The sequence below is a fragment of the Deinococcus frigens DSM 12807 genome (genome assembly GCF_000701425.1).
GTDB lineage: Bacteria > Deinococcota > Deinococci > Deinococcales > Deinococcaceae > Deinococcus > Deinococcus frigens.
In genome coordinates, this window is record NZ_JNIW01000013.1 from 37,709 (window position 1) to 62,423 (window position 24,715).

Annotated in this window: 19 protein-coding genes and 2 riboswitches; of the genes, 14 read left to right on the plus strand and 5 right to left on the minus strand. The window is 66.4% G+C overall.

Annotated features, from left to right (window positions below):
• Nucleotides 1–9: 9 nt before the first annotated feature.
• From Q322_RS0106805 to Q322_RS0106820, 4 genes are all read left to right on the plus strand, one after another.
• Complete coding sequence (locus Q322_RS0106805; protein WP_029477071.1) at nucleotides 10–1,263, plus strand: glycosyltransferase family 4 protein; 1,254 nt, start codon at nucleotides 10–12, stop codon at nucleotides 1,261–1,263.
• 319 nt (nucleotides 1,264–1,582) lie between these two features.
• Nucleotides 1,583–1,684: riboswitch (cyclic di-GMP riboswitch) on the plus strand.
• 218 nt (nucleotides 1,685–1,902) lie between these two features.
• Complete coding sequence (locus Q322_RS0106810) at nucleotides 1,903–2,958, plus strand: hypothetical protein (RefSeq protein WP_156952925.1); 1,056 nt, start codon at nucleotides 1,903–1,905, stop codon at nucleotides 2,956–2,958.
• 358 nt (nucleotides 2,959–3,316) lie between these two features.
• Nucleotides 3,317–4,915, plus strand: coding sequence for a P-loop NTPase (locus Q322_RS0106815; protein ID WP_029477074.1), 1,599 nt, complete (start codon nucleotides 3,317–3,319; stop codon nucleotides 4,913–4,915).
• A 34-nt stretch (nucleotides 4,916–4,949) separates the two neighbouring features.
• Nucleotides 4,950–6,710 (plus strand): hypothetical protein, encoded by a 1,761-nt coding sequence (locus Q322_RS0106820; protein ID WP_029477075.1) that lies wholly within the window; start codon nucleotides 4,950–4,952, stop codon nucleotides 6,708–6,710.
• Nucleotides 6,711–7,218: 508 nt separating this feature from the next.
• Here Q322_RS0106820 and ribH read toward each other — a convergent pair.
• From ribH to Q322_RS0106845, 5 genes are all read right to left on the minus strand, one after another.
• On the minus strand, nucleotides 7,219–7,695 hold the full coding sequence (gene ribH, locus Q322_RS0106825; protein WP_029477077.1) for a 6,7-dimethyl-8-ribityllumazine synthase: 477 nt from the start codon (nucleotides 7,693–7,695) through the stop codon (nucleotides 7,219–7,221).
• A gap of 66 nt (nucleotides 7,696–7,761) precedes the next feature.
• Nucleotides 7,762–8,988, minus strand: a complete 1,227-nt coding sequence (locus Q322_RS0106830) for a bifunctional 3,4-dihydroxy-2-butanone-4-phosphate synthase/GTP cyclohydrolase II (RefSeq protein WP_281173629.1) — start codon at nucleotides 8,986–8,988, stop codon at nucleotides 7,762–7,764.
• Complete coding sequence (locus Q322_RS0106835) at nucleotides 8,985–9,659, minus strand: riboflavin synthase (protein WP_029477079.1); 675 nt, start codon at nucleotides 9,657–9,659, stop codon at nucleotides 8,985–8,987. Before Q322_RS0106835 ends, Q322_RS0106830 begins: the two co-directional genes overlap by 4 nt.
• Before the next feature lie 72 nt (nucleotides 9,660–9,731).
• Nucleotides 9,732–10,835: a bifunctional diaminohydroxyphosphoribosylaminopyrimidine deaminase/5-amino-6-(5-phosphoribosylamino)uracil reductase RibD gene (ribD, locus tag Q322_RS0106840; RefSeq protein WP_084147849.1), complete on the minus strand. Its 1,104-nt coding sequence runs from the start codon at nucleotides 10,833–10,835 to the stop codon at nucleotides 9,732–9,734.
• 36 nt (nucleotides 10,836–10,871) lie between these two features.
• Nucleotides 10,872–11,020, minus strand: a riboswitch (FMN riboswitch).
• Nucleotides 11,021–11,639: 619 nt separating this feature from the next.
• Entirely contained in the window at nucleotides 11,640–12,410 is a 771-nt protein-coding gene (locus Q322_RS0106845) for a 3-hydroxybutyrate dehydrogenase (RefSeq protein ID WP_029477082.1), read from the minus strand.
• Between the two features lie 686 nt (nucleotides 12,411–13,096).
• Between Q322_RS0106845 and Q322_RS0106850 the strand changes: the two genes are divergently transcribed.
• The 10 genes from Q322_RS0106850 to Q322_RS0106895 all read left to right on the plus strand — a co-directional run bounded on the left by Q322_RS0106850 (nucleotide 13,097) and on the right by Q322_RS0106895 (nucleotide 24,671).
• On the plus strand, nucleotides 13,097–14,104 hold the full coding sequence (locus Q322_RS0106850; RefSeq protein ID WP_051668311.1) for a LacI family DNA-binding transcriptional regulator: 1,008 nt from the start codon (nucleotides 13,097–13,099) through the stop codon (nucleotides 14,102–14,104).
• Between the two features lie 66 nt (nucleotides 14,105–14,170).
• Nucleotides 14,171–15,805, plus strand: coding sequence for an ABC transporter substrate-binding protein (locus Q322_RS0106855; RefSeq protein WP_029477085.1), 1,635 nt, complete (start codon nucleotides 14,171–14,173; stop codon nucleotides 15,803–15,805).
• A gap of 158 nt (nucleotides 15,806–15,963) precedes the next feature.
• Nucleotides 15,964–16,950, plus strand: coding sequence for an ABC transporter permease (locus Q322_RS0106860; RefSeq protein ID WP_029477087.1), 987 nt, complete (start codon nucleotides 15,964–15,966; stop codon nucleotides 16,948–16,950).
• Nucleotides 16,947–19,001, plus strand: coding sequence for a dipeptide/oligopeptide/nickel ABC transporter permease/ATP-binding protein (locus Q322_RS0106865; RefSeq protein WP_084147850.1), 2,055 nt, complete (start codon nucleotides 16,947–16,949; stop codon nucleotides 18,999–19,001). Before Q322_RS0106860 ends, Q322_RS0106865 begins: the two co-directional genes overlap by 4 nt.
• Before the next feature lie 43 nt (nucleotides 19,002–19,044).
• The gene (locus tag Q322_RS0106870) at nucleotides 19,045–20,019 is read left to right on the plus strand and encodes an ABC transporter ATP-binding protein (protein WP_051668312.1); all 975 of its coding nucleotides are present in this window, start codon (nucleotides 19,045–19,047) and stop codon (nucleotides 20,017–20,019) included.
• 40 nt (nucleotides 20,020–20,059) lie between these two features.
• Nucleotides 20,060–20,779: a class I SAM-dependent methyltransferase gene (locus tag Q322_RS0106875; RefSeq protein WP_029477091.1), complete on the plus strand. Its 720-nt coding sequence runs from the start codon at nucleotides 20,060–20,062 to the stop codon at nucleotides 20,777–20,779.
• Nucleotides 20,780–20,834: 55 nt separating this feature from the next.
• Nucleotides 20,835–22,118: a family 4 glycosyl hydrolase gene (locus Q322_RS0106880; protein WP_029477092.1), complete on the plus strand. Its 1,284-nt coding sequence runs from the start codon at nucleotides 20,835–20,837 to the stop codon at nucleotides 22,116–22,118.
• On the plus strand, nucleotides 22,115–22,807 hold the full coding sequence (locus Q322_RS0106885; RefSeq protein WP_034417894.1) for a glucosamine-6-phosphate deaminase: 693 nt from the start codon (nucleotides 22,115–22,117) through the stop codon (nucleotides 22,805–22,807). Before Q322_RS0106880 ends, Q322_RS0106885 begins: the two co-directional genes overlap by 4 nt.
• Nucleotides 22,804–23,784 carry an N-acetylglucosamine kinase gene (locus tag Q322_RS0106890; RefSeq protein WP_245593173.1) on the plus strand — a complete coding sequence of 327 codons (981 nt, stop codon included), beginning with the start codon at nucleotides 22,804–22,806 and terminating at the stop codon, nucleotides 23,782–23,784. Before Q322_RS0106885 ends, Q322_RS0106890 begins: the two co-directional genes overlap by 4 nt.
• A 29-nt stretch (nucleotides 23,785–23,813) precedes the next feature.
• On the plus strand, nucleotides 23,814–24,671 hold the full coding sequence (locus Q322_RS0106895) for an MOSC domain-containing protein (RefSeq protein WP_034417865.1): 858 nt from the start codon (nucleotides 23,814–23,816) through the stop codon (nucleotides 24,669–24,671).
• Nucleotides 24,672–24,715 lie beyond the last annotated feature (44 nt).

Here is a 24,715-nt window from a genome sequence, read left to right on the forward strand (position 1 = left end):
AGGACACCCATGAAAATTCTCTACACCACCACCACACCTATTGCCGCCCTGGCCTTTTTCGCCCCTCAACTGGCGCACCTCCGCAGGCAGGGCCATGACGTTCATCTGGTCACGCCGCCTGAACCCGCCGATCTGGTGACCCGCGCGCAACAGATTGGCGGCGCAACCTACCATCCATTGTCAATGGCCCGTGAGATCGTTCCCCGCCGCGATCTGGGATCTCTGGCGGGTATGTTGCAAATCCTGCGCCGGGTGCGGCCCGACATCGTGAATTTCTCGACGCCCAAGGCCGGGCTTCTGGGGGGCGTGGCCAGCGTACTGAGTGGCGTGCCGCTGCGGGTGTATTTCATCCACGGCCTGCGCAGTGAAACGGCGGCCACCGGCGCGCTGGCCCGGCTGCGCCCGTTGCTGCGTGCGGTGGAGCGTCTGACCTGCGCCTGCGCGCACGAGGTGCTCTGCGTCAGCGAGTCCAACCGCGAGGAGGCTGTGGCGCTGGGTCTGGTTGCCGCCCACAAGATCCGGGTGCTGGGTGCGGGCAGTCCCGCAGGTCTGAATGTGCAGTGTTACGCCCAGCCTGACGCCGCTGCCGTGGCCCAGGCCCGCGCTGACCTGGCCCTGCCCGCAGGAACGCCGGTCGTCGGCTTCGTGGGCCGTCTGGCCCCGCAGAAGGGGACCGAGGAGTTGCTGCTCGCCTGGGCGCAGGTCCGCCAGGCGCATCCCCACGCGCGCCTGCTGCTGGTGGGAACGCCAGACCCGGCCAATCCACTCTCGGACCGGGCCGCCCGTGCCTACCACGAGGCCCAGGGCGTGGTGCAGGTGGATTTCGAGGCCGACATGAGCCGTCTGTACCCGCTGATGACCGTGTTTACCTTGCCCAGCCGCCACGAGGGTCTGGGGATGGTGGTTCTGGAGGCGGCGGCGGCAGGTGTCCCCAGCGTGCTGACCGACGCCCCTGGCGTGCGCGATGCGGGCGTGCCGGGACAGACCAGCGTGCAGGTGCCCACTGGAGACGTCTCTGCCCTGGCCGGTGCGCTGATCACCCTGCTTGCAGACCCGGAGCAGGTTCAGCGCTTGGGCAATCAGGCACAGAACTGGGTCCATCAACATTTTGAGCAGGCCCACCTGTGGGCACTGTGGGACGATTTCTATGCCTCCGCCTGGAGCAAGAGGCAGCAGCACAAAGGAAATGACTGGGGGAAGTGTGGCGTCGCGCTTCTGGTGGCCGGACTCGCCCTGGCGGTGTGGGCCGGAAAACGTCGGTAGAGATCCATACTCCTACCTACCCGGACGGTCCAGCCCCAGCGTTTGCAGAGCCACGCGTTCAGCAGGCGGCGCTGGTATGCTCCAGAGTGCGGATCCGCCTGGACCTGCATGCTGTGGCGGGTCGGTCCCGAGCTGCGCTGCTCGTCCTCAAGGCATGTGTAGCAACAGCTCCTCGCCAGAAAATTGAGGGAAATCCGGCTTTCCACTGTGGCCGTGTCGGATTTCTGTGATGCGTAATTTTTAAACTGTGGTCACGGTAAGTGATTACAAGCGCTTGCTGTTTTTCCAGATCAAGGCCAGCCTGTCCTCCCCCGTACTTCTCGATCAAAGGCAAACCCTCCGCGAGGAGAAGACGCAAAGTCACGGGACTTTTTGCGAACGTCACGTCAGACGCCCGCCGAAAGTCAGCCGGACCTCCGAAGGAAGACCCCCATGACCCATTGGTATGCGCTGGCCTGTGCAACGCCCCTGTTGCTGGCCGCCTGTTCTCAGAGTCCGTTGCCACCTGTGTCCGGTGCCCCCACAACGCCGTCAGTCCAGGCGACCTGGCCCGCGCCCTCACCCGCAGACGATCCCATGCCCGGCGAGGTTGAAGCCGCGCCCGAGGCTGTCAGGAGGCTGGAGGCACTTGCCTTACCAGTGACCCAGAGCGTAGCGTCCACCCGGGCCACTGTGAGATCCGACGGCAGCCTGCTCGTGAATGGACAGGCGACGTTCCCGATGGGGATGTATCACGTGTCCTGGGCTGGCAATGCGGCCAAGCGGCTCCGCGACCTGAATGCCATCGCCAACCTGGGTTTCAACACGGTCAATATGACGATGTTCGATTCTGAAGGAGACATCGCTGGCTTTACCAAGGTGCTGGACGCCGCCCAGAACCGGGGCATGAAAGTGCTGATCGAGGATTTTAGCGCCAAGTCCATTGCCAGCTTGAAAGGCCATCCCGCCACACTGGGCTGGATGATCGCCGATGATTGTAACAACTTGGTGACCCCCCTGGAACTGGAAAAACGCCATCGGGCGACCAAGGCGCTGGACGCCGATCACCTGACCTATACCAGCATGGCGATCAGCTTTGCCAACAGCCACACCGATTACTTCGGGCGGGCCGACGCGGTGGGCAACCAGAGCTACCCGATTGACGGCGGGGACGCGATCAGTGTGGTTTACCCGGTGATGCAGAAGCTGGTGGCCGAGGCGGCGCAGAAGGGCACGCTGCCCATCGCCAACCTCCAGAGTTTCCGCTGGGAGAATGGCCGCTACCCGACTGCGCCTGAACTGAACAACATGACCAACCAGGCCCTGGCCGCCGGGGTCAAGGGCATTCTTTATTACACCTACCTGGATTCCACCAACGATCTGGCCAAATACGCTGCCCTGAACGGCGAACTCAAACGCCTGAACCGTGAGGTCAAGTTGCTGACTCCAGTTCTGGTCAACGGCCAGCGCCGAAGCGTCACGGTGTCCGGGAACCGCCAGGCCATCGCGACCTACTGGGACTACCAGGGTCACCGTTACCTCCAGGTGCTCAACCCGAACGGTAAAGCGTCAGCCAAGGTCCAGTTCGCTCTTCCTGCCGGATCGGCTGGCCTGTCGCGGCTGCTGGCTGGCCGCCCCACCACGCTGCGCGCGCAGGGCGGCCAGGTCAGCGGAACCCTGGCACCCCTGGCGACCCAGTGGTACGAGGTGAATTGAAAGCCTCTTGTCTGGAGGCGCTGGCGGGATCAGTCGAGTCCCGTCGGTGCCCGTATGTTCCCAGCCTCCGTGTTCCTGGACTCCGTGCTCCCACGCGAAGCCGCCGGTTCTGTCTGCACTTCCCGCGCCCAGGTCTGGCCGATGTCTGGTCTGTGGTGTCTGGCCGGTGCGCTGGCCTGAGGGGCGGAACCGTCCTGTCTGATTTAAAGGCCCACCGCCCGTCTGCCGATCACGTACCATGTCGGCACCGCCGACGCTGTCTCCAGGCTTCCTCCGGGCCGTGTCTGGTGCATTCCGGTCTATTCTCTTCACGCAGGCCCGCATGAGATTCGAGAAGCGCCGCCTCAAAGGATCCCCGATGACTGCCGAACGTCCGCAAGACCTTGATGTCCCGTCCATTCTGCGTGTTATTCGGCGCGCTGCGTTGCCCATTGTGGCAGCGGCCCTCTGTCTGGCGGCGCTGACGTTCGTGTATGCAAGTTCCCGTCCGGCGATGTACCTGGCCACGGCCAGCCTCTCGGCCCTTCCGGTCGGCAGCGGCAATTCAGTGATCAACAGCACCCTGGTGACGGCCCCGCCCCTGCCGCCAGCCGTGGTTCAGCGTGCGCTCCGCAGTCCAGAGGTCGTCCGCGCCGCGCTCAAAAGGCTCGAGACCGCGCGGCCCGACTCGCCTGAGCGGCGCAGTTTTGCCGGAGAACTTCGCCGTGAGTTTCAACTCGGCGATCCACGCAGCGTGCAACTGGGGGCCGAGATCAATCAGGATTTCGTGGGGGTCTACGAGATCAGCGCCCTGGCACCGACGCCCGAGCTGGCCCAGGGCGCGGCCAACAGCTTTCAGAACGCGCTCCTCGAATGGGACCGGCAGCGCGCCCTGACGGGCATTGCCCGCGCCCGGACCAACCTGACCAACCAGCGCGCCGACCTGAACGCACGCATTGCCCGGGGCGGCGATCCCATTGGGGTCAGGACCCTGGAACAACTGCGGCTTGATGTTGTCGAGCGGTTGCAACAGGTGGAGGTGCTGGAACAGACCGTGAGCGGCACGCTCTCCAGACTTGCCGCTGCCAGCCTGCCAGTCCAGTCGGCACAGCCCCGTCCGGTGCGTGACGCCCTGCTGGTGGCGGCGGCCAGCGTCTTTTTCGGCCTCCTGATCGCGTTCGTTCTGGATCAGTTGCAGAAAAAGATCCGGGGTCTGGACGACCTGCGGAGCTTTGGCCCGCCTGTCTTCGGAACGCTGCCCCCCCTGACTGGACGGCGAAGCGATCCGGTTCGCATCGGGCAGGCCACCCGGCATGGTCTGTTCCGGGAACAGATGGAATTTGTCCGGGTGGGCCTGATGTCCAGTCTGGCCGCCCCGGACCGATCAGGCACCCAGACGCCCGCCGTGATGGTGTCCAGCGCCCGGGTCGGTGAGGGAAAGAGCACCGTGACGGCGGGGCTGGCGTACAGCCTGGCCACCCACGGAACGAAGGTTCTGATCGTGGACGCCGACGTGTTCAGGCGGCGTCAGGAACAACTGTGGCTGCCGACCCACAGCGCGTCTTCCAGGAAAGCGGTGCTGCGGCCAGACGAGGGGCATGAACCTTCTCACCTCTATCCTGAGGTGGCCGAGAATGTTGACCTTCTGACGTTTGAAACCCAGCGTCTGGACGCCGCCGCACTCGGCGCTGAAATCCGGCGACGCAGCCGTGATTACGGCATTGTCCTGGTCGATTCGGCGCCGGTGCTGAAGGTCGCCGACACGCTGGTGCTGGCCTCCCACCTGGACGGCCTGATGATCGTGGCCGATCCCCAGACGTCGTATATTCAGATGCAACGGATACTCGACGAGACGAGCCGACTGGGCGTGCAGTTGCTGGGCTTCGTGCTCAACCGCTCACGTGAGGCGACGGTTCCAGGAGAATATGCTTACTCAATGCCGCTGAAAACGGAGCGGTCACTGGATGTCCACTCGTGATCAGGCCCTGGAATAAAGGTGTAGATTCCTTGCCATGCCCGAGAATGACCCTGAGAATGACATGGCGCTGATTCCCAGTCTTACTCCTTTTTTTGAGCGGGCCGAACACTTTGCCGCGCTGGCCACCGCCTTCAGTCCGGCGGGGGCAGACGGTCCTGACGCCCTGACGGTCGCCCGGCTGGCCCATCAGATGGGCGAAATTGACCTGGGCCGCGCCCTGTTGGCGCGCACGGGCGGGTTGCTCGACAGCGCCGATGCCCGGGCTGTCCTTGCAGCGCCCCTGCCGTCAGCCCTGTTGCAGGCCGCCCGCGCCGGCCAGGGCACGCCGCCGATCCTGCCGAACTGGAGCAGTGGCGAGCGCGAGATGTTCGTGCGGGTCCTGGCCGGGTATCTGCTGCTGGACGATCCCCGCGCCGAGCCGCAGCCCGCGTCCGGGCGACGCTCGGCGGGCCTGTGGGTGCTGCCCGCCCGCAACGAGCTGGAACGCTGGACACAGGGCCTGGGTTGCCTAAAGGACGACGCCACGCCGCAGGCCGGTGGCGCAGGCATGCCGCCCAGCACCTGGACCAGTGCCAGTTGGGGGAGCCGCTGGGGAATCAGGCGTTTTCTCATGGCGCAGGGATTCACGCCAGGTGAGGCAGGCGGGCAGATTGACGTGGAGTCCACCGAGGAACTGGTCGCCACACTGAGTGCGGCGTACAGCCGGAATCTGCCGCGTCTGGTCCGGCTGCTGTCCAGGCCCCTGCTGATCGACGGCTTGCAGAGTCTCCCGGAGGCCGTCCTGGAGACTCTGGGCGGATTGCTGGGAGACGCGGTGCGGGTGTTTGGCTGGACCGTCATCGGTCTGCCTGGCGTGGAGAGAACCTGGCCCGCCGCCTTCAAGCCCTGGCCTGTTGCTCTGGCCCCCGGCACGGGTGGCCGCCCGGTAGACCCGGTAGCTGTCCCTGGAGTCGCCGCTGGCCCCACCTCAGCGACTTTTCGCCTGCACCTGTGGAAGGAGCGCCTCACGCTGGGAGGGCTGGCCCAGATGGTCCGGCAGACCCCCGGGCGCACCCTGGTGATGCTGCCGTCGCGGGGCAGCGCCGCACGCTTCGCGGGTCTGGTGGACCACGCCGCGCTGCTGTCGACCAGCCTGTGTCCGGCCCACCTGGATGACCGGGCGGACGCCCTGGCGGATCAGGCGGCGGTACCGATCTGCGTGGTGGCCACCACGCTGCCCTCCGCGCAGATCGGTCATTTTGATCAGGTCTGGCATCTGGTTGCGCCGCTGCCCTATCTGGTCGAGGCCGCGGCACTGTGCTCGGGCGATTTCCACGTGCTGTCACTGGTGGATGTGGCTGTCCCCCTGGTCTGGGCCGCGCCGGTCCAGCAGACCGTTGCGCTGCTGGAGCAGGGCGCAGCGGCCCTGAGCGCTCCGGAAATCCACCAGGCGTATTACGCGGCCAACCAGGCCGCCCAGACTGGGCAGCGCAGGGCGTACCTCCAGGGCTGCCGCGCTGAACTCAACTACGCCTCACTGGCCTCGGAATTGTTGCCCAGAGCGGAGCATTCGGTGCCAGCGCTGATTCCGTACAACGATCCGGCCCGCCAGGCCATCGTTCGGCTGGGCCGCTCGAACTGGCTTTCCAGCAAGGATCTGCGTTACGCGGCGTGGCTCACTCCCAGTGAGGCCATGCGGGCCGTCCAGCGCGGTGACGCGCAGCCCAGCGGGTGGCCGCTGCTCTGGACGGCGACTTACCATCCGCTCTACGGTCTGGCAGCAGACGTGGTGGCCCAGACACAGCTCATCGATTGACCATGGCAGCAGGGGCCAGACGTCACGCACAATCACCGCCATTGACGCTCCAGGGGACCGTCCCAGTGGGGCGTGAGGACGGGTCCATCAAAGCAACCCGGGACAGGGCAGAGATTGAGCGTTTGGTCGTCCGGCAGACGGACTGCTGGCCACAGGCCCACCTCGGGTGGTCACCTCCTGCGGCCTCCGATTCAATCGTTTGCGAAGGCCAGACGGAACAGACGGAAGCCGTACAGGGCATTGGTCAAAAGAGTTGTGCGCTGTTGACCGAACGGGCGGACAAGCGTCCTGATGGGCGTCTGTCCATGAAGACTGCCCGTGCTGCCCAGGACCGTAAGTGAATTTCGCTGAGCATCTGGGACTGGTACAGCTCTGAAGGAGAGAATGGAAGCATCGGGAGTCTTCTTTCCGGATGCTTCCATTCGGACCAATGCTCCCAAATGTCGGGCCGATAAAGCACAAAAATTTCCAAATCGTGTCTGGACGCTGCCAGGCCCAGGCCCGGTGGTCAGGCCGGTCCTGCGGGCATCTGCTTCAGGAGATTGACCGTTTCGATCATGGCCATCACCGCCTCGCCTCCCTTATTCCCAGCCTTGATCCCGGCGCGGTTGAGGGCCTGCTCGACGGTGTCGGTGGTCAGGACGCCGAACGCCACCGGCACGCCCGTCTGGAGCGAGGTGTTCAGGATGCCGGTGGCCGCGCCGCCCGCGACAAAATCGTAATGATCGGTGTCGCCCTTGATGACGGCCCCCAGGCAGATCACGGCGTCGTACTGACCGGACTCCGCCAGCCTGCGGGCGATCAGCGGCACCTCGTAAGCGCCGGGGACGAGGTAGTGGTCCAGATGCTCTGTTTTTCCGCCATGCTGGACGAACGCGAGTTCCGCGCCCTCTACCAGGCGGTCCACGATCAGGTGGTTCCAGCGGGTGCTGATCACGGCAAACTTCAGGTCGGTGGCGAGCAGGTGGGCTTCAATTCGGTTCATGGATTCTCCTTGGGGCAGGGGTGGGGCGGGAGGTCCAGCAACGGAACCTGGACCCCTCCACGGCGCTCACTGCTGGCTGCCGTCCGTGCCGATGTGACCCATTTTGTCCGCCTTGGTCTTCAGGTAGCCGGCGTTGTGTTCGTTGTGGCCGGCGTGCAGCGCTACCCGTTCCACGACGTCCAGGCCAAAGCCGCCCAGGGCGCTCAGCTTGCGGGGATTGTTGGTCAGCACGCGCAGTTGCCGCGCGCCCAGCAGGTGCAGCATCTGCGCGCCGATGCCGAAGTCGCGGGCGTCGGCGGGAAAGCCGAGCTGTTCGTTGGCCTCGACGGTGTCCGCGCCGCCGTCTTGCAGGTGGTAGGCGCGGATCTTGTTCAGCAGGCCGATGCCGCGTCCCTCCTGCCGCAGGTACACCAGCACGCCCCGGCCCTCGGCGGCGATGGCCCGCATGGCGGCGTCACGCTGGGGGCCGCAGTCGCAGCGCAGCGAGTGAAAGCCGTCCCCGGTTAAACATTCGCTGTGCACGCGCACCAGCAGCGGCTCCGGCGTGACCTCGCCCATCACCAGCGCCACGTGCTCCGCGCCGTTGATGGAATCCTGGAAGCCCACGATGCGGAAGGGGCCGTACTCGGTGGGCAGCTCGGCCTCGGCCACCCGCACCATGAACGGATCATGCTCCATGCGGTAGGCGATCAGCGCCTCGATGCTGCCCACCTTGAGGCCGTGCTTCTGGCCAAAGGTCAGCAGGTCCGGCAGGCGGCTCATCTCGCCGTCGTCGCCCATGATCTCGCAGATCACGCCCACGGGCGCGAAGCCCGCCAGCCGCGCCAGATCACACGCAGCCTCGGTGTGGCCCGCGCGGCGCAGCACTCCGCCGGACCGGGCCACCAGCGGAAAGATGTGTCCGGGACGGCGGAAATCGGCGGGCTGCGCCGCGTCGTCCAGTAGCGCCGCGATGGTGGCCGCGCGGTCAAAGGCGCTGATACCGGTGGTGTTGCCGGTGTGGTCCACGCTGACCGTGAAGGCTGTGCCGTTGGGGTCCGTGCTGCGGCCAGCCACCACCATCGGCGTCAGGTCCAGGCGCTGCGCCCGCTCGGGCGTCAGGGTCACGCAGATCAGGCCCCGGCCCTCGCGCGCCATAAAATTGACCCACTCCGGCGTCGCCGTCGCGGCGGGCATCAGCAGGTCGCCCTCGTTCTCGCGGTTCTCGTCGTCCACCAGGATGACCGGGCGGCCCGCCCGCAGGTCCAACAGGAGTTCGGAGACCGGGGACAGCGCGGTGGGAGCCGCGATCACGCGCCCACCTCTTTTCCACCGCTTGCTGCCGGGTCAGGAGTTGAGGGGGTCCAGTCCCGCATCAGCAGCAGGCGCTCGGCGTACTTGGCCATCTGATCGGCTTCCAGATTGACCTGCGTTCCGGCGGTCCAGGTGTGCAGGGTGGTCACGTCCAGGGTGTGCGGCACCAGCCACAGCGTGAACTCGTCGGTGCGCAGATCGGCGCGGCTGCCGGCCGGGCCGCCCACGTCCACCACGGTCAGGCTCACGCCGTCCACCGTGACGCTGCCCTTGGGGACCAGGTAACGGGCCAGCGCTACGGGGGCGTGCACCGTCATGGTGTACGCGCCGGGCTGGGCCTCGACGCCCAGAATCTCGCCCACGCCGTCAACGTGGCCGCTGACCACATGGCCGCCGAAGCGGGCCTGCGCGGTCATGGCCCGCTCCAGATTGACCTTGTGGCCCTCCTGCCAGTGGGGAGCAGTCTTGGCCAGGGTTTCGCGGCTGAGATCCACCGTGAAGCCCGCGCCATCCCAGGCCGTGACGGTCAAACAGGTGCCGTTCACGGCAATGCTCTCGCCCAGGGCCACGTCCGCCCACATGCTGTTCGGTTCGATGGTGACCGTCAGGTTGCCGCTGGTGTCCACGGTGCGGGCCACGCGCCCAAGCTGCTCAATGATTCCAGTAAACATAGTTGACCTCGGTTGTGATGGCGGGGCAAACCTGCCCACCACCTCGCTCTCCGGAAGAGAGGAGAAAATGCGTCAAAGGCAGGGAATGTCGCTCAGCAGGCCCGTCACCAACACATCTGGGCCGAGCGTTTCCACGGTCATGTCGCGCAACTCCTGGGCTTCATTCATGCGGCAGACGGGCGACGTGAGTGGCGACAGGCCACGCCCCAGCAGTTTTGGGGCGATGAAGACCTTCACCTCGTCCACCAGCCCGGCGTCCAGAAAGGCACTGAGCAGGCCAGGGCCACCTTCCAGCAGCAGGCTGGAGAGGTCCAGGCGGCCCAGTTGGGCCAGGGCATCCAGGAGCGTCGCGGCCTGCACGACGTTGACTCCTGCCGCCTCAAAGGCAGATGTTGCGGCGTCTGGAGCCGTCACGAGAACGCTGCCCGGACGCCACGCGCGGGCCTGGAGACTGGACCGGGCGCGGCGATCAAACACGACGGCGCGTGCGTCGCGGCCCCCGGAGAGGCCCCGTGTGGTCAGGGCCGGGTCATCGCTGTGCAGGGTGCCGCTGCCGACAGCCACGGCGTCCAGCGTGTCGCGCCAGGTCATGGCCCGCGCCCGCGCCGCCGCGCCGCTGACTGCGCCGTTGCCCTCGCCCGGCGCGGCCACCTTGCCGTCCAGCGTCATGGCGTACTTGGCCACCACCCACGGGCGGCCCCGGACGATCAGGCTGCGGAAGCCCGCCTGCTGACGCGTCGCCAGGGCTTCCAACACGTCCACGGTCACGTCGATCCCTGCGTCGCGGAGCGCCCGCACGCCGCGTCCGGCCACTGCGGGATTCGGATCGAGGGCCGCCACCACCACCCGGCGAACCCCCGACGCGATCAGGGCGTCCGTGCAGGGCGGGGTGCGCCCGTGGTGGTGGCAGGGTTCCAGGGTAACGTAGGCGGCTGCGCCGCGTGCCTGCGCTCCAGCGCCGCGCAGCGCGAAGACTTCCGCGTGCGGTTCACCGGCCCTGGGATGAAAGCCCCTTCCCACCACCTCGTCGCCCTGAACGATGACGCAGCCCACAGGTGGGTTGGGAGTTGTTCGGCCAAGTCCTCTGGCGGCCAGGTCCAGTGCGCGCGTCATCCAGCGCTCGTCTGTGGACAGGGCCGCTGCCACCCTCTCAGGCGGCACATTCACTGTATACATGGGTTGTCGTCACCCACCGGGGTGGGCGGGGTGACGTTCCTCCTTCTCTCATCCGGACTGTGACCGTCGGCTCCCGAATTTCGCGGGATCGGGCCTGCGCGTGGTGCAGTTTGCGCGGGCTTCGCGGACTGAGGCCTGGGGCCATCACCGCCGGTAGGGAATTTCGCCCTGCCCCGAAGGAAGCGGCCCACCCGGAAGCGGGCCACGGTGACGGTAGCAGGTTCGGCGGAAGACAATGTAACCCCGTTGAGGGCCGGATCGCGCAAAGCTCTTCTGGCACGGGTGCAGTGCGTATCAATTTCTCCCGTCATACGCCGTGCGTTACATCCCAGAACATTCGGGCAGGTGCCGCAGGTTCTCCCAGACCACACAGTGCGTCTTTTTCGTTTCTCCTCCCAACCGGGTTGAAAGGCTCACTTCATCACCTGAACACGCCACGTCTTGCTCCCGGCTCTCGCTCACCGCCTGTATTCAAGGCCACGTACTTCCCAGACATAGCTCCTGGCATCACAGCATCAGAAAAACGGCAGTGCTGATCTCCAGCAGGAGCAAAACGCTCTTGCCGAAGGTTCAGAGCATTTGTTAAGAGAGCTGTTGGCCTTTGACCGAACGGGCGGGCAAGCGTCCATATGGGCGTCTGTTCTGCCTGGGACGGTGGGTAAATTGTGCCGGGCAGCCGAGCATTGGGGAGAGTGGAAGCTTTCGGTGGTCCTCTTTTCTGATGCCGTACCCCGGACAAATGCTCTAAAAACTGACCTGCTCCAGCCCCAAACGGGAGTGATTGTCAAATACTCCCGGTCACCCCTACCGCGCGGTCCAGCCCAGATCGAGGTCCAGCACCGCGCCGGTCATGCCCCAGGCGGCGGGGCTGGCGACATAGCTCGTGAGAGCGGCGATGTCGCCAGGGTCCAGCAGCCGCTTGATGGCCGCGCCCTCCAACATCACTTTCTGCTCCACCTCCTCAATGCTGAGGCCGCGTGTGCGGGCCTGGTCTGCCATCTGACCCGTGACCAGTGGCGTTCGCACGTAGCCGGGGCAGATGGCGTTGACGGTCAGGCCCTGCTCGCCCGCCTCCAGCGCCGAGGCGCGCGTCAGGCCGATCAGCCCGTGCTTGGCACTGACATACCCGCTCTTGAAGGGGCTGGCGACGTGGCCGTGAATGCTGGAGATGTTGATGATGCGGCCCTGTCCACTGCGAGTCAGGTGCGGCCAGGCGTACTTGGAGAGCAGGAACGGCGCGGTCAGCATCACGCGCAGCATGGTGTCCCAGGTGTCTTCAGGAAAGTCGGCCAGCGGGGCGATGTGCTGAAAGCCCGCGTTGTTGACCAGCACGTCCAGTCCGCCCAGCACAGCCACCGTCTCGTCGACGGCGCGTCGGCAGTCCTCGCGCTTTGCGAGGTCCGCCCCGATAAAGGTCAAATCGTGCTCAGTGGCGATCTCGCGTCCCACTGGCCGGTCCAGATCGAGGACGGCCACCCGCAGCCCGTCGCCTTGCAACCGGCGGGCGATGGCGAGGCCGATGCCGCCGGTGCCGCCCGTGACCAGCGCTGCCCTCTGTTCCACTGAGGTTGTCATGCCCCGGAGTGTAGGGCGGGGGGGCGTGACCGGGGCGTTCTGACCCCGGCCTCCAGCCCCGGCCTCCAACCCAGCCTCGCCCCGTCGTCGCCCAGATCAGCCAATTGCACGCGCTCCTGAAGCCGCCGCCCGGGCCACGCAGCGTTCCCGGAGGCGTCTGTGGCGGGCGGGTGCGTCCAGGCTCATTCCTCACGGGAGCGGCCCTGGGAAGCAAGGCAAGCCGGAGCAGGGACCGCCCTCCAGGTGTCAAATTAACGCACTGGCGCGCGCTCAGGTCCGTCGACGGAACAGTCGGGACCCTGACGCCGCCCTCGATGCTCGGCGCTGCTGGAGAGAGAATCACCCGCATCACCCGCTGTGCTGTGGTGAAGGCCGTCCCCTTTTCAGGACGCCCATTTGTTCATGTTTACTTGACATTCAGCACCGGCCCGAATACCTTGAACGTGTCCACAATGTAACGTTTTCAGTCCTCGTCGCCGTCCGGGGGTCATTCAAGTCTTTTGGCGTTCCATGGGACGTTGCCGGTCTGTCCTGGGGCGTTGCACCGACGACTACCGGGGAGCCAGAGGAATCACCCGGTGCAGTCACCCAGAGCTGGCGCAGTCACCCAGAGCCAACGTCACCCAGAGCCAACGTCACCCGGAGCCAACGTCACGCAGAGCGGGCACAGTCACGCAGAGGAGGCCATGCCAGAACCCACGTCCAGCCCAGTTCTCGCTTCCCCGCGCGGCTCAGGCATCCGCGAGGTGGCGCGCCTGTCGGGCGTGTCGATTGCCACGGTGTCACGGGTCTTCAACGACGCGGCCTCGGTCAGCCCGCAGACGCGCGCGCGGGTGCTGGAGCGGGCCACCACCCTGGGGTACGAGCCGAGTTCGCTGGGCCGCAATCTGGTGCGGGGCCGCAGCGAACTGCTGGGGCTGATCGTACCCAACGTGTCCTTTCCGCTCTACGGCGAGATGATTGGCGGCATTGAGGACGTGCTGGGCCGCCAGGGCATGAGCATCCTGCTGGCGTCCAGTCATGACGACGCGGCCAGCGAAGTCACGGCGGCGCAGCACCTGCTCCGGCACACGGTGGACGGCGGCATCGTCGTCAATTCGCGTCTGGACACCTCTCCGCCTGCGCCGCGCGGCATGAACTGGGTTCACATTTCCCCCGAGTACGCTGGGCTGCCCTGCCGGGTCGAGCTGGACAACGAGGAGGGCGGGCGGCTGGCGGCCCAGGAGCTGCTGCGCGTGGGAAGGCGACATCTGGCCTACGTCGGTGCGCGGGGCCGCGAGAGCGGCGAGCGCGAGCGCGGTTTCGCCGCCGAGTTGCGCCGGGCGAACCTGAGCCACCGCCGCACCGAGGGGGATTACTCCGAGCTGTCGGGAATGCGGGCTGCCCAGACGCTGCTGGAAGACGCCGCGCCGCTGGACGCCATTTTTGTGGCGGGCGACCTGATGGCTGCGGGGGTGCTGCGCGCCCTGCATGTGCGGGGTCTGCGGGTTCCAGGGGACGTGGCGGTGATCGGCTTCGACGACGCCCCACTGGCCGCGCTGCTGTACCCGCGCCTGACCAGCGTCCGGCAGCCGGCCCACGCGATGGGTGTGGCGGCGGCAGAACTCTCCCTGCGCCTGATCGCGGGCCACAGCGCCCAACCCTTGACCTTTCCGCCCGAGCTGGTGCGGCGGGAGTCTACCGGACCGCCGTGAACCCCACCCACCTTTCCAAGCCGCCCGCCCCGCACACCCTCTCTCATCTTCGCCGGAGGAACACCCATGAACAGCACCGTCAAGACGCTCGTTTCGCTTCCGCTGATCCTGACCGCCGCGCTGGGCAGCGCCGCCCACGCCCAGAATCCCAAGTCCACCTTCACCATTGTGCGCTCGACGCAGTGGGGCGCAGAAAATTACAATCCGTTCATTCCCGGTGACCAGCACCTGTTGCCCACCAACTCGGCCATTTATGAAAGTCTGTTCTTCGTCAATGCCATCAACGGCAAGGTCACGCCCGTACTGGGGACCAAGTACACCTGGAGCAAGGACAACAAGACCCTGACCGTCAGCACCCGGGGGGGTGTCAAGTGGACCGACGGCCAGGCGTTCACCGCCAATGACGCCGCCTTCAGCTTCAATTACCTCAAGTCCAATCCGGCGCTGGACACCACCGGCATCTGGAAAAGTGGCCTGAGCAGCGTCAAGGCCACCAATGCCAGCACGCTGGTCTTCAATTTCGCCACCCCCAACACCCCGATCTTCCTGTACATCGCCAACGCGCCCATCGTGCCCCAGCACCTGTGGAAGGACGTCAAGGACCCCAGCACCTTTACCAACACCAAGCCGGTGGGGACGGGTCCGTTCGTGGCCGACAGTTACAGCCAGCAGGCGCTGCGGGTGCTGAAAAATCCCAACTACTGGATGGAAGGCAAACCCGCCGTGGACGCGCTGGTGTGGATTGCCACCAGCACCAACGACGCGGCCCAGCTCAAGCTGCTGAGCGGCGAGGCCGATTTCGGTTACGTGGGCATTTCCGATCCCAAGACCTACGCGGCCAAGAGTCCGAATGCCAGCTACTGGTGGCCCACCAACAACATCAATTTCCTGTATTTCAACACCGTCAAGGCACCTTTCAATGACGCGAACTTCCGCAAGGCCGTCGCCAGCGCCATCGACACCAAGGAAGTGGCCCAGAAAGCCTATGCGGGCGCGGTGCCTGCCGCCAGCCCCGCCGCCGTCTTCCCCGGCCAGCAAAAAGAGTGGCTGTCCAAGGCCGCCGCGTCCACCTTCGACGTAACGGCAGCCGACAAGGCGCTGACCGCCGCCGGGTACAAGAAAGACGGCAGTGGCAACCGCCTGGGCAAGGACGGCAAGGCGCTGCCCAGCTTCAAGATTCTGGTGGGCGCAGGCTGGACCGACTTTATTACCATGGCGCAGGTGATCGGCAACAACCTCAAGAAGGTGGGCATCAACACCAGCATTGATCAGCAGGCGTGGGGCAGCTATTCCGGCGGCCTCCAGACCGGTAGCTACGACATGGGCATCAGTTGGGGCTGGGGCAACGGCTCGACGCCGTTTTACACCTTCAACGCCGCCTTCAACCCGGACTTTGCCGCCCCGGTGGGCAAGACGGCCCCCAGCAACCTGTCGCGCTACACCAATCCGGCCATCACGGCGGCCCTCAAGACCTTTCGGACCACCAGTGACGCGGCCACCCAGCAAAAGGCCATGTCGACCATCGTCAACACCGTCATGAAGGACACGCCGTGGGTGCCCCTGACCGACCGCGTGAATTTCGGCCTGTTCAACACCAGTAAATTTACCGGCTTCCCCAGCGCACAGAATCCCTACAACGACGCCTCGCCCGACGATACCAACGGCGCGCGGCTGATGTACCTGAACGTCAAGCCCAAGTAAGGCGTGGGCAGGGGGGGAGAGCGGGGGAAGTCCGGTTCCGCTCTCCCCCCTCTCTATACAGACGGTCAGACGTGAGCTGTTCTCCCTTTCCCCTGCGGGGGAGGACCGGGTGAGGGGGCGCGTGACTGCTCAGTCGCCCCCGACCAGAGGAGGTCCCCATGTCCTATCTGCTCAGAAAGCTGGGCATCTTTGTGTTTACGCTGTGGGTGGCCGCCACCCTCAACTTCATCCTGCCGCGCCTGGTGCCGGGCGACCCCGTGAGCGTGATGCTCGCCAAGTATCAGGGCCGCCTGGACCCGTCTGCGGTGGACGCGCTGAAGATCGCCTACGGTCTGAATGACCTGGGCAGTCCGATCTCGCAGTATTTTACCTACCTGGGCAACCTGCTGCGCGGCGATTTCGGGCGCTCGATCAGTCTGTTTCCCACGCCGGTGATCGACGTGGTGCTGCGGGCGCTGCCATACACGCTGGGGCTGGTGGGGATTACCACCATCATCTCGTTCGTGCTGGGCAGTGGACTGGGCCTGTACAGCGGCTGGCGGCGCGGGCGGGCCGGGGCCGACGCGGTGGTGCCGGCAGCGCTGTTCCTGAGTTCGATGCCGTACTTCTGGTTTGGGCTGCTGCTGCTCTACGTCCTCGCCTTTCAGCTCAAATGGTTTCCGCTGAGCGGCGCGCTGGACCCGTTTCCGGGCGACGCCTACAGCGCGGGGTGGTGGAGTTCGCTGGCACGGCACGCGGTGTTGCCGGTGCTGACCATTCTGGTCACGTCGGTGGGCGGCTGGCTGATCACCATGCGCAACAACGTGATCAGCGTCGCCAGCGAGGATTACCTGGCGTTTGCCCGCGCCAAGGGCCTGAGTGAGGGGCGCATCGTCAACCGCTACGTACTCAGGAATGCCCTGCTGCCCAGCTTCACGGCCTTCGGGATGTCGCTGGGCTTCGTGGTGGGCGGTTCGATCCTCACCGAGATCGTCTTCTCGTATCCGGGCCTGGGCTATTACCTGTACCAGTCGGTGACCAATCTGGATTACCCGCTGATGCAGGCGCTGTTTTTCTTTATCGCGCTGGCGGTGCTGCTGGCCAACTTGCTGGTGGACCTGATCAACGTCATTCTCGATCCGCGCATCCGGGAGGGCCGGGCATGACGGCGGTGATTCCGGCGGCCACCGTGCCGCGCCGCGCCTGGAAGAATACATCTCTGGGCCGCTTTTTCCGCAACCCGCGCAGTGTGGCGGGGGCGGGGCTGCTGTTGCTGTTCGTGCTGCTGGCGCTGCTGGCTCCGGTGCTGACGCCGTACAATCCCAACTCACTCCAGTTTGACGCCTTTATGGGCTTCTCGGCGCAGCATCCGTTGGGGACCACGGCCCTGGGTCAGGACATCTTCTCGCAGTTCGTGTACGGCGCGCGGCTGACGCTGCTGGTAGGCTCCGCAGCGGGACTCATCGCCACCTTCCTGAGCGTGACCTTCGGGCTGGCCGCCGCCTACTTCGGCGGGCGGGTGGACGAGGCGATCAACACGCTGATCAACGTCTTTTTAGTCTTGCCGGGGCTGCCGCTGATCATCGTGGCCGCCGCCTTTATCCGCGGCGGCGGGGTCTGGCCGGTGATTCTGGTCATCGGCCTGACCGGCTGGGCCTTTGGGGCGCGGGTGCTGCGCTCGCAGGCGCTGGCGCTGCGCGAGCGCGACTTTATCGCGGCGGCGACGGTGGCGGGCGAGGGACCGATCCGCATCATCTTCGTGGAAATGTTGCCCAACATGGCGGGATTGATCGCCGCCAATTTCTTCGGCGCGGCCCTGTACGCCGTTCTTTCCGAGGCGGGCCTGTCGTTCATCGGCGTGGGCGACGTGTCGCTGGTGACCTGGGGAACCATGCTGTACTGGGCGCAGGCCAAGGGTGCACTCCTTCAAGGCGCGTGGTGGTGGGTGGCCCTGCCGGGCCTGAGCATCGCGCTGCTGGGCACATCGTTCGCGCTGCTGAATTTCGCGGTGGACGAGATCAGCAATCCCAAGCTGGGCGGAGGACGGCTGAAAATGCCGCGCCGCACTGTGTCTGCTGCTGGTCCCGCGCCCGTGGCCGGTGACGCCCTGCTCGCCATCAACGATCTGAACGTCGGCTACGTGACGCCCACCGGAACTGTGCGGGCCGTGCGCGACGTGACTTTAGAAGTTCAGCCGGGCGAGCTGCTGGGACTGGCCGGGGAGTCCGGCTGCGGCAAGAGCACGCTGGCCTTTGCCGCCACCCGGTTGCTCGATCCCCCCGGCGCGGTGCTGGGCGGCTCAGTGCGGCTGGCCGAACATGATCTGCTGGCCCTGTCGCCGGAAGAACTGCGGCAGGTGCGCTGGAAGGAATTCAGCATCGTGTTCCAGGCGTCCATGAGCGTGCTGAATCCGGTCCTGAAAATCCGCGAGCAGGTCTACGACGCCATGCAGGCCCACGGCGTGACCGACAAGGCCAAACTGGACGCCCGCGCCCGCGAGCTGTTCGATCTGGTGGGCATCCAGACCTCTTACCTGGACGCCTACCCGCACCAGCTCTCGGGCGGCATGAAACAGCGGGTGGTAATCGCCATCGCGCTGGCGCTGGAACCCAAGCTGATCGTGATGGATGAGCCGACGACGGCGCTGGACGTGGTGGTGCAGCGACAGATCTTGCAGGAGATCAACGACGTGCGCCGCCGCCTGGGCATCAGCATCATCTTCATCACGCACGACCTGTCGCTGCTGGTAGAGATGAGTGACCGCGTGGCGATCATGTACGCCGGGGAAGTGGTGGAGCAGGCCCCCGCACATCAGCTCTACGCCCACCCGGCGCACCCCTATACCCAGCAACTGATGAACTCGTTTCCGCCGATGACCGGCCCCAGGACGCGCCGCAGCGGCATTCCCGGCAAGCCGCCGCCGTTGAGCGCCGAGATCGTCGGTTGCCCCTTTTTTGAGCGCTGCACTAAGCGGATGCCCGGCGTGTGCGACGTCAAGCCCCTCCAGACCTTCCCGGTGGCCGAACACCAGACGGCGGCGTGCTTCCTGTACGATCCCACCGTCTCGCCCGCCCTCAAGGGAAATGCCATCCGGGAGAGTCAGATCAACGCAGGCCAGAGCAATGCAGGCCAGATCAGCGCAGGCCAGATCAGCGCAGGCCAGATCAGCGCAGGGGAGGTGAGCCGTGAGCCAGCCCGTAACGCCAAGCTCAACTGAGGTCCAATCCCCGCCGTCCTCTGCGCCCAACACGCTGGAAATCGTGAACCTCCGCAAGGTGTTCGGCACGCGCGGCAAGGCCGGCGGGGTGGTGGCCGTCAACGACGTGTCCTTTGCCATCGCGCGCGGCGAGGTGCTGGGGCTGGTGGGCGAGTCGGGCAGCGGCAAGAGCACGATCGCCCGCCTGATCGCGCACCTGTACACGCCTACGGCGGGGGAGATTCGCCTGGGCGGGCAGCCGGTGCCGAACAGATTGGGCGGCGCGGCCCTGCGGAAGTTCCGCAAGCACGTTCAGATGATCTTTCAGGACCCGTATGCCAGCCTCAACCCATTGCATCCGGTGCGCTACACGCTGTCCAGGCCGCTAAAGATTCACGGGCTGGCGCGCGGCAACACCGACGCGCAGGTGGGTTCGCTGCTGGAGCGGGTGGGCCTGTCGCCCGCCGCTACCTATATCGCCAAACGCCCCTTCGAGCTGTCGGGCGGCCAGCGCCAGCGCGTCGGCATCGCCCGCGCCCTGGCCGCCAGCCCCGAGCTGATCCTGGCCGACGAGCCGACCTCGGCGCTGGACGTGAGCATCCGCCTGGACGTGATGAACCTGATGCTGGACCTCAAGGATCAGGAGGGGCTGAGCATGCTGTTCATCACGCACGATCTGGCCGGGGCGCGCTATATGTCGGACCGGGTCGCCGTGCTGTACGCCGGAACGCTGGTGGAAATCGGCCCCGCCGTGGAGGTCATCGATCGCCCGCAGCACCCGTATACCCAGCTCTTAAAAAGCGCCGCTCCAAAGCCCGACGCGGGACTGGTGCCGGAGGAAATCGAGGCCAGGGGCGAGGTGCCAGACCTGAAAACCCTGCCGCCCGGCTGCCCCTTCGAGCCGCGCTGCCCCCACGCCATGCCCGAATGCAAGGACGGCCTGCCGAAGATGTACGACGTGGGCGGTGGGCATACCGCGCGCTGCATCCTGCACGATCCGGCGATCCGGGCGCGGAAACAGGGGCTGGTGGGGGTTTGAGCCGCAACGAGTCCAGGTTCCCGAAAGAGAAACTGACCTGATGCGTGTCGCCACGGTGGAACAGCTTCTGGACGTGCTGGACGGTCGGTTCGAGGGTGGCTCGGACCTGACCAGGCGCGGGGCCGTCGATCCCTGGCAACAGATCTTTACCCGCACGGATCATCCACTCAATTCCAACCTGCCCGATGTCAATCTGCTGGACTGGCGCGCGGCGGGTCTGCTGTCCGGCGGCGAAGGTCTTACCGCGCTGGACATTGGCTGCGGGCTGGGGCGCAACACCCGCTGGCTGGCGGGACAGGGCTACCGCGCGACGGGAGTGGATCTTTCTGCATTTGCCGTGCGTCAGGCCAGGCAACGGATTGTCGAAGCCGAGGCAACGTTTCTGGAAGGCGATTTCCTGCGTGAAAGCATGCCCGGCAGCTCCTTCGATGCGGTCTACGATTCCGGCTGCTTTCACCATCTCCCGCCGCACCGCAGACTGTCATATCTGAATGCGCTGCTGGCCTGCCTGAAACCTGGCGGCCTGTTCGGCATCTGCACCTTCGCGGCGGGAAAGATGGGCAGCGAGGTGGATGACCTGACGCTGTTCAGGCAGGGCAAACTCGAAGGGGGCCTGGGTTACAGCGCGGACGATCTGCGGGAAATTTTTGCTGATCTGGAACCGCTGGACAGCCGCCCGTTGCGCCCACTTCAGAGTGCCGATGAACCCGCGTTCACGGTGGATTTTCTTAGCGCCGCACTCTTTCGCCGCCCTCTGTAAAGGCCCCACACTTCCCCAAGACACTTCTTCAAAACACTTCCCCAAGGACGTTCACATGGCCCAGGTCAAACTCGCCTACATCGGCGGCGGCAGCACCCGCGCGCCCGGCACCGTCGCCTCGTTCATTCGCCAGGCCGCCAACTTCGCCGGTTCGGAAATCGTTTTACAGGACCTGGATGAGGAGCGGCTCGATCTGGTCTGCCGCCTGTCGCGCAAGATGGCGCAGGCGCAGGGCGCGGATATTAAAATCACCGCCACCACTGACAGAAAGGCTGCGCTGGACGGCTGCGACGGCGTGCTGTCCAGCTACCGCCCCGGCGGCTTCGAGGCGCGGTACACAGACGAGCACATTCCCCTGAGCCACGGCGTCATCGGGCAGGAGACGCAGGGCGCGGGCGGTTTTTTCATGGCGCTGCGGGCGGTGCATGTGGCGCGCGGGCTGGTGGACGACATGCAGGCGGTCTGTCCCGACGCCATCCTGTTTAACTACACCAATCCCGTGAACATCGTGGCGCAGGCGGTGGCGGACCACTCGCCCATTCGGGTGGTGTCGCTGTGCGAGGGGCCGATTGTGTTTCCCGGCGAACTCGCGGAGCTGGCCGGGCTGGACCCCGGCAAGGTGCGGGCCGTGATGCTGGGCCTCAACCACGCCTGCTGGAGCGTGGAGGCCGAGTACGGTGGCCAGCCGATGCTCCCGGTGCTGGCGCAGAAGCTGGCCGAGGGCATACCGGACGACTGGGCGCGGCGCTGGGTGGACCTGGCAGTGACGATGAACAGCCTGCCCGCCTCGTACATGAAGTACTACTATTTCGAGCGCGAGATGCTGGCCGAGCTGAGCGCCAGGCCCACCACCCGCGCGCAGGACATTCTGGCCGACGTGCCGAGCTACTGGCAGCACTACCGCGAGCAACTGGAGGCCAGAAATCCGACGCTGGAGCCGGAGCTGTCGCGCGGCGGCATCTTTGAGCTGGAGGTGGCGGTGAACGTGATGGACGCCGTGTTCAACGACAAAGGGGAGATCTGGCCGACGAACGTGGTGAACGGCGGCGCGATTGCCGATTTCGCGGACTCGCAGGTGGTGGAGGTGCCGTGCCTGGTGGACCGTCAGGGGGTGCGGCCCATCGCGGGCTACCGGGTGCCGTCGCCCGTGCGCGGGTTGCTCTCGGCGCTGGGCGAATACCAGCAACTGGCCGCCGACGCCGCCTGGGACGGCACGCGCAGGCAGGCCATCCAGGCGCTGACCAGCAACCCGCTGGTGCGGACGCTGCCGCTGGCGCAGACGCTGTATGACGAGCTGGCCCGCGCCCACCGTGGTCATCTGCCGGAGCGGCTGTGGTGAGCGAGGTCACGCTGGACATTCAACCGGACGCCGAACGGCTCGCGGCGGCGGCGGCTGACTACATCGCCACGCGGGTCAGGGCAAAACCCGACCTGAGCATCCTGGTGGCGACGGGCAACACGCCCATGCCCGCCTACGCGGAGCTGGCGCGGCGGGTGGCGGTGGGTGCGGTGGATTTCAGCCGTGTGACCGCTGTGCAGCTCGACGAATACCTGGGCGTGTCCGGGAGCGATCCGCGCAGCCTGTGGGGCTGGATGGAGCGGTCGTTCGTGGAACCGCTGGGCATCACGCGCGCGGTCCGGCTGGAAGACCCGGCGCAGTTTGAAGCTGAGATTGCCCGGCTCGGCGGCCTCGATCTGGCGATTCTGGGGCTGGGGCCGAACGGACACCTGGGCTTCAACGAACCACCAAGTCAGCCGGACGCGCCCACGCGCACGCTGGAGCTGACGCCCGCGAGTCTGGCGAGCAATGCGGCGTACTGGGGAGAACTGGCCGTGCCGACGGGGGCGATCACGGCGGGCATGGACGTCATCCTGGCTGCGCGCGCCTGCCTGCTGCTGGTCAGTGGGGCGCACAAGCGGGCCATCCTGCGCGCCGCCCTGGAGGGGCCGCAAACGCCCGCCGTCCCCGCCTCCTTTCTGAGACGCACGGCGCTGACCGTCATTGCGGACGGGGCGGCCTGGACGTGAGCGGGCTGGTGCTGGGCATCGACGCGGGAAACACCAAGACCATCGCCCTTATCGCCGATATGGCGGGGCAGGTCCTGGGCTGGGGGCGCGCGGGGCGCAGCAACATCTACGTGCAACCGGCCCGCGCGCTGGCCGCCCTGGAAACAGCCGTCACGCGGGCCAGGCAAAGCGCGGGGCTGGAGGGCGCGCCATTCGGTGCCCTGACCCTCAGCGCCGCCGGGGCCGACTGGCCCGAGGACTTCACTGTGCTGGCAGCCACATTGAAGCGCTGGAACTGGGCCACGCGCGCAGAGGTGGTCAATGACGCGGTGGGGGCGCTCCGGGCGGGTTCCCTGGCGGGGACCGGCGTCACGGTGGTCTGCGGCACCAGCGCGGGCATCGCGGCGCGTTCGTCCGGCGGCGCGGTCTGGCACACCAGCTACTGGCAGGAGCCGGAAGGGGCCACACAACTGGCCGAACACGCCCTGCGCGCCGTGTACCGCGCCGAACTGGGCATCGACCCGCCCACGGCCCTGACCGCGCCGGTGCTGGCCTTTTTCGGCTGCCCGGATGTGACGGCGCTGCTGCATTCCTTCACCCGTCGGAGCCGCCGCTCGCCCCGGCATCTGGGCCGCCTCGCGCGGGTTCTCCTCGATCAGGCCGACGCAGGGGACCCTGCCAGCCTCCGCATCGTGCAAAAACACGGCGCGTCGCTGGGCGACTACGCGCTGGCCGCCGCCCGCAAAGTCGGTCTGGACGGCGACTATCTGCTGACCACATCCGGCGGGGTGATGCGCCACACGTCGTCCATCCTGCGCGACGCCCTGCTGGCGCGGGTGCGCGCGGAGCATTCGCAGGTCCGCTGGCAGGCCAGCCACCACGAACCCGTCTTTGGGGCGCTGCTGCTGGCGCTGGAGGGGGCGGGCGTGACCGTGGGCGAAACCGTGTTCCGGCGGCTGGAAGAGACCTGCCCGGACGAGGCGCTGTTCCTGACCTGAACTTCTCTCTCAAAACGACCAAGGAGCCTATGCCCACCCCTGACCTGACGTCCAACGCGCTGAGCCTCAGCGCCCTGTACATCTACCCCATCAAATCGGCGGGCGGCGTCTCCCTCCAGCATTCCGGGATCGGGCCGCGTGGCCTGACGCATGACCGCCGCTGGATGGTCATCACTGCGGCGGGGAAACCCGTGACCCAGCGCGAGTTTTCCAGCATGCGGCTGATCGAGGTGGCGCTGGAAGACGGCGGACTGCGCGTCACCGCCCCTGACATGCCTGCCCTGTCCGTGCCGTGGCAGCCGCAGGGCAGCCGGCGCGCAGTGGACATGTGGGGCGATCCACTGAGCGGCGTAAGCGTTTCGGCACAGGCGACGGGCTGGATCAGCGCTTACCTGGGCGGCGACCTTGATCTGGTCTACCTGCCCGACGACGCCCAGCGCTGGCAACCCAGCTTCAAGCCGTTCAACTCCCTCCTGAGCTTTGTGGACGGCAATCCCTTCCACCTGATCAGCGAGGCGTCGCTGGCCGGGTTCAACCGGCATCTGACGCGCCCGGTGGGCCACGCCGAGTTCCGTCCGAATCTGGTGGTCAGCGGCGGCGCGGCGTATGCCGAGGACTTCTGGCGGCGCGTCCGCATTGGCGCAGTGGACTACGAAGTCGTGGAAAGCTGCGCGCGGTGCGCCATCCTGAACGTGCTGCCCGACGGCACGCGCGGGTCCGAGCCGTTGCGGACGCTGGCGCGGGTCCGGCGGCATGGGCAAGCCGCCGTCTTCGGGCAGCATCTGGTGCAGGACGCCCCGTTTGAGGAGCGCGCCGGACAGCTCCGGGTGGGCGACGCCGTGCAGGTGACCGGGGTGGCCGAGACGGTCAATCCGGTCTATACGTGAAAAGTCTATACGTAAAAAGTAGGGGCGCGGCCAGCCGCCTCTCC

Excerpts from the sequence above, each read along its gene's own strand:
- Q322_RS0106805 (WP_029477071.1), top strand. The coding sequence starts at position 10 with ATGAAAATTCTCTACACCACCACCACACCTATTGCCGCCCTGGCCTTT.
- Q322_RS0106815 (WP_029477074.1), top strand. The coding sequence starts at position 3,317 with ATGACTGCCGAACGTCCGCAAGACCTTGATGTCCCGTCCATTCTGCGT.
- Q322_RS0106820 (WP_029477075.1), top strand. The coding sequence starts at position 4,950 with ATGCCCGAGAATGACCCTGAGAATGACATGGCGCTGATTCCCAGTCTT.
- ribH (WP_029477077.1), bottom strand. The coding sequence starts at position 7,695 with ATGAACCGAATTGAAGCCCACCTGCTCGCCACCGACCTGAAGTTTGCC.
- Q322_RS0106835 (WP_029477079.1), bottom strand. The coding sequence starts at position 9,659 with ATGTTTACTGGAATCATTGAGCAGCTTGGGCGCGTGGCCCGCACCGTG.
- ribD (WP_084147849.1), bottom strand. The coding sequence starts at position 10,835 with ATGTATACAGTGAATGTGCCGCCTGAGAGGGTGGCAGCGGCCCTGTCC.
- Q322_RS0106845 (WP_029477082.1), bottom strand. The coding sequence starts at position 12,410 with ATGACAACCTCAGTGGAACAGAGGGCAGCGCTGGTCACGGGCGGCACC.
- Q322_RS0106850 (WP_051668311.1), top strand. The coding sequence starts at position 13,097 with ATGCCAGAACCCACGTCCAGCCCAGTTCTCGCTTCCCCGCGCGGCTCA.
- Q322_RS0106855 (WP_029477085.1), top strand. The coding sequence starts at position 14,171 with ATGAACAGCACCGTCAAGACGCTCGTTTCGCTTCCGCTGATCCTGACC.
- Q322_RS0106860 (WP_029477087.1), top strand. The coding sequence starts at position 15,964 with ATGTCCTATCTGCTCAGAAAGCTGGGCATCTTTGTGTTTACGCTGTGG.
- Q322_RS0106865 (WP_084147850.1), top strand. The coding sequence starts at position 16,947 with ATGACGGCGGTGATTCCGGCGGCCACCGTGCCGCGCCGCGCCTGGAAG.
- Q322_RS0106875 (WP_029477091.1), top strand. The coding sequence starts at position 20,060 with ATGCGTGTCGCCACGGTGGAACAGCTTCTGGACGTGCTGGACGGTCGG.
- Q322_RS0106880 (WP_029477092.1), top strand. The coding sequence starts at position 20,835 with ATGGCCCAGGTCAAACTCGCCTACATCGGCGGCGGCAGCACCCGCGCG.
- Q322_RS0106895 (WP_034417865.1), top strand. The coding sequence starts at position 23,814 with ATGCCCACCCCTGACCTGACGTCCAACGCGCTGAGCCTCAGCGCCCTG.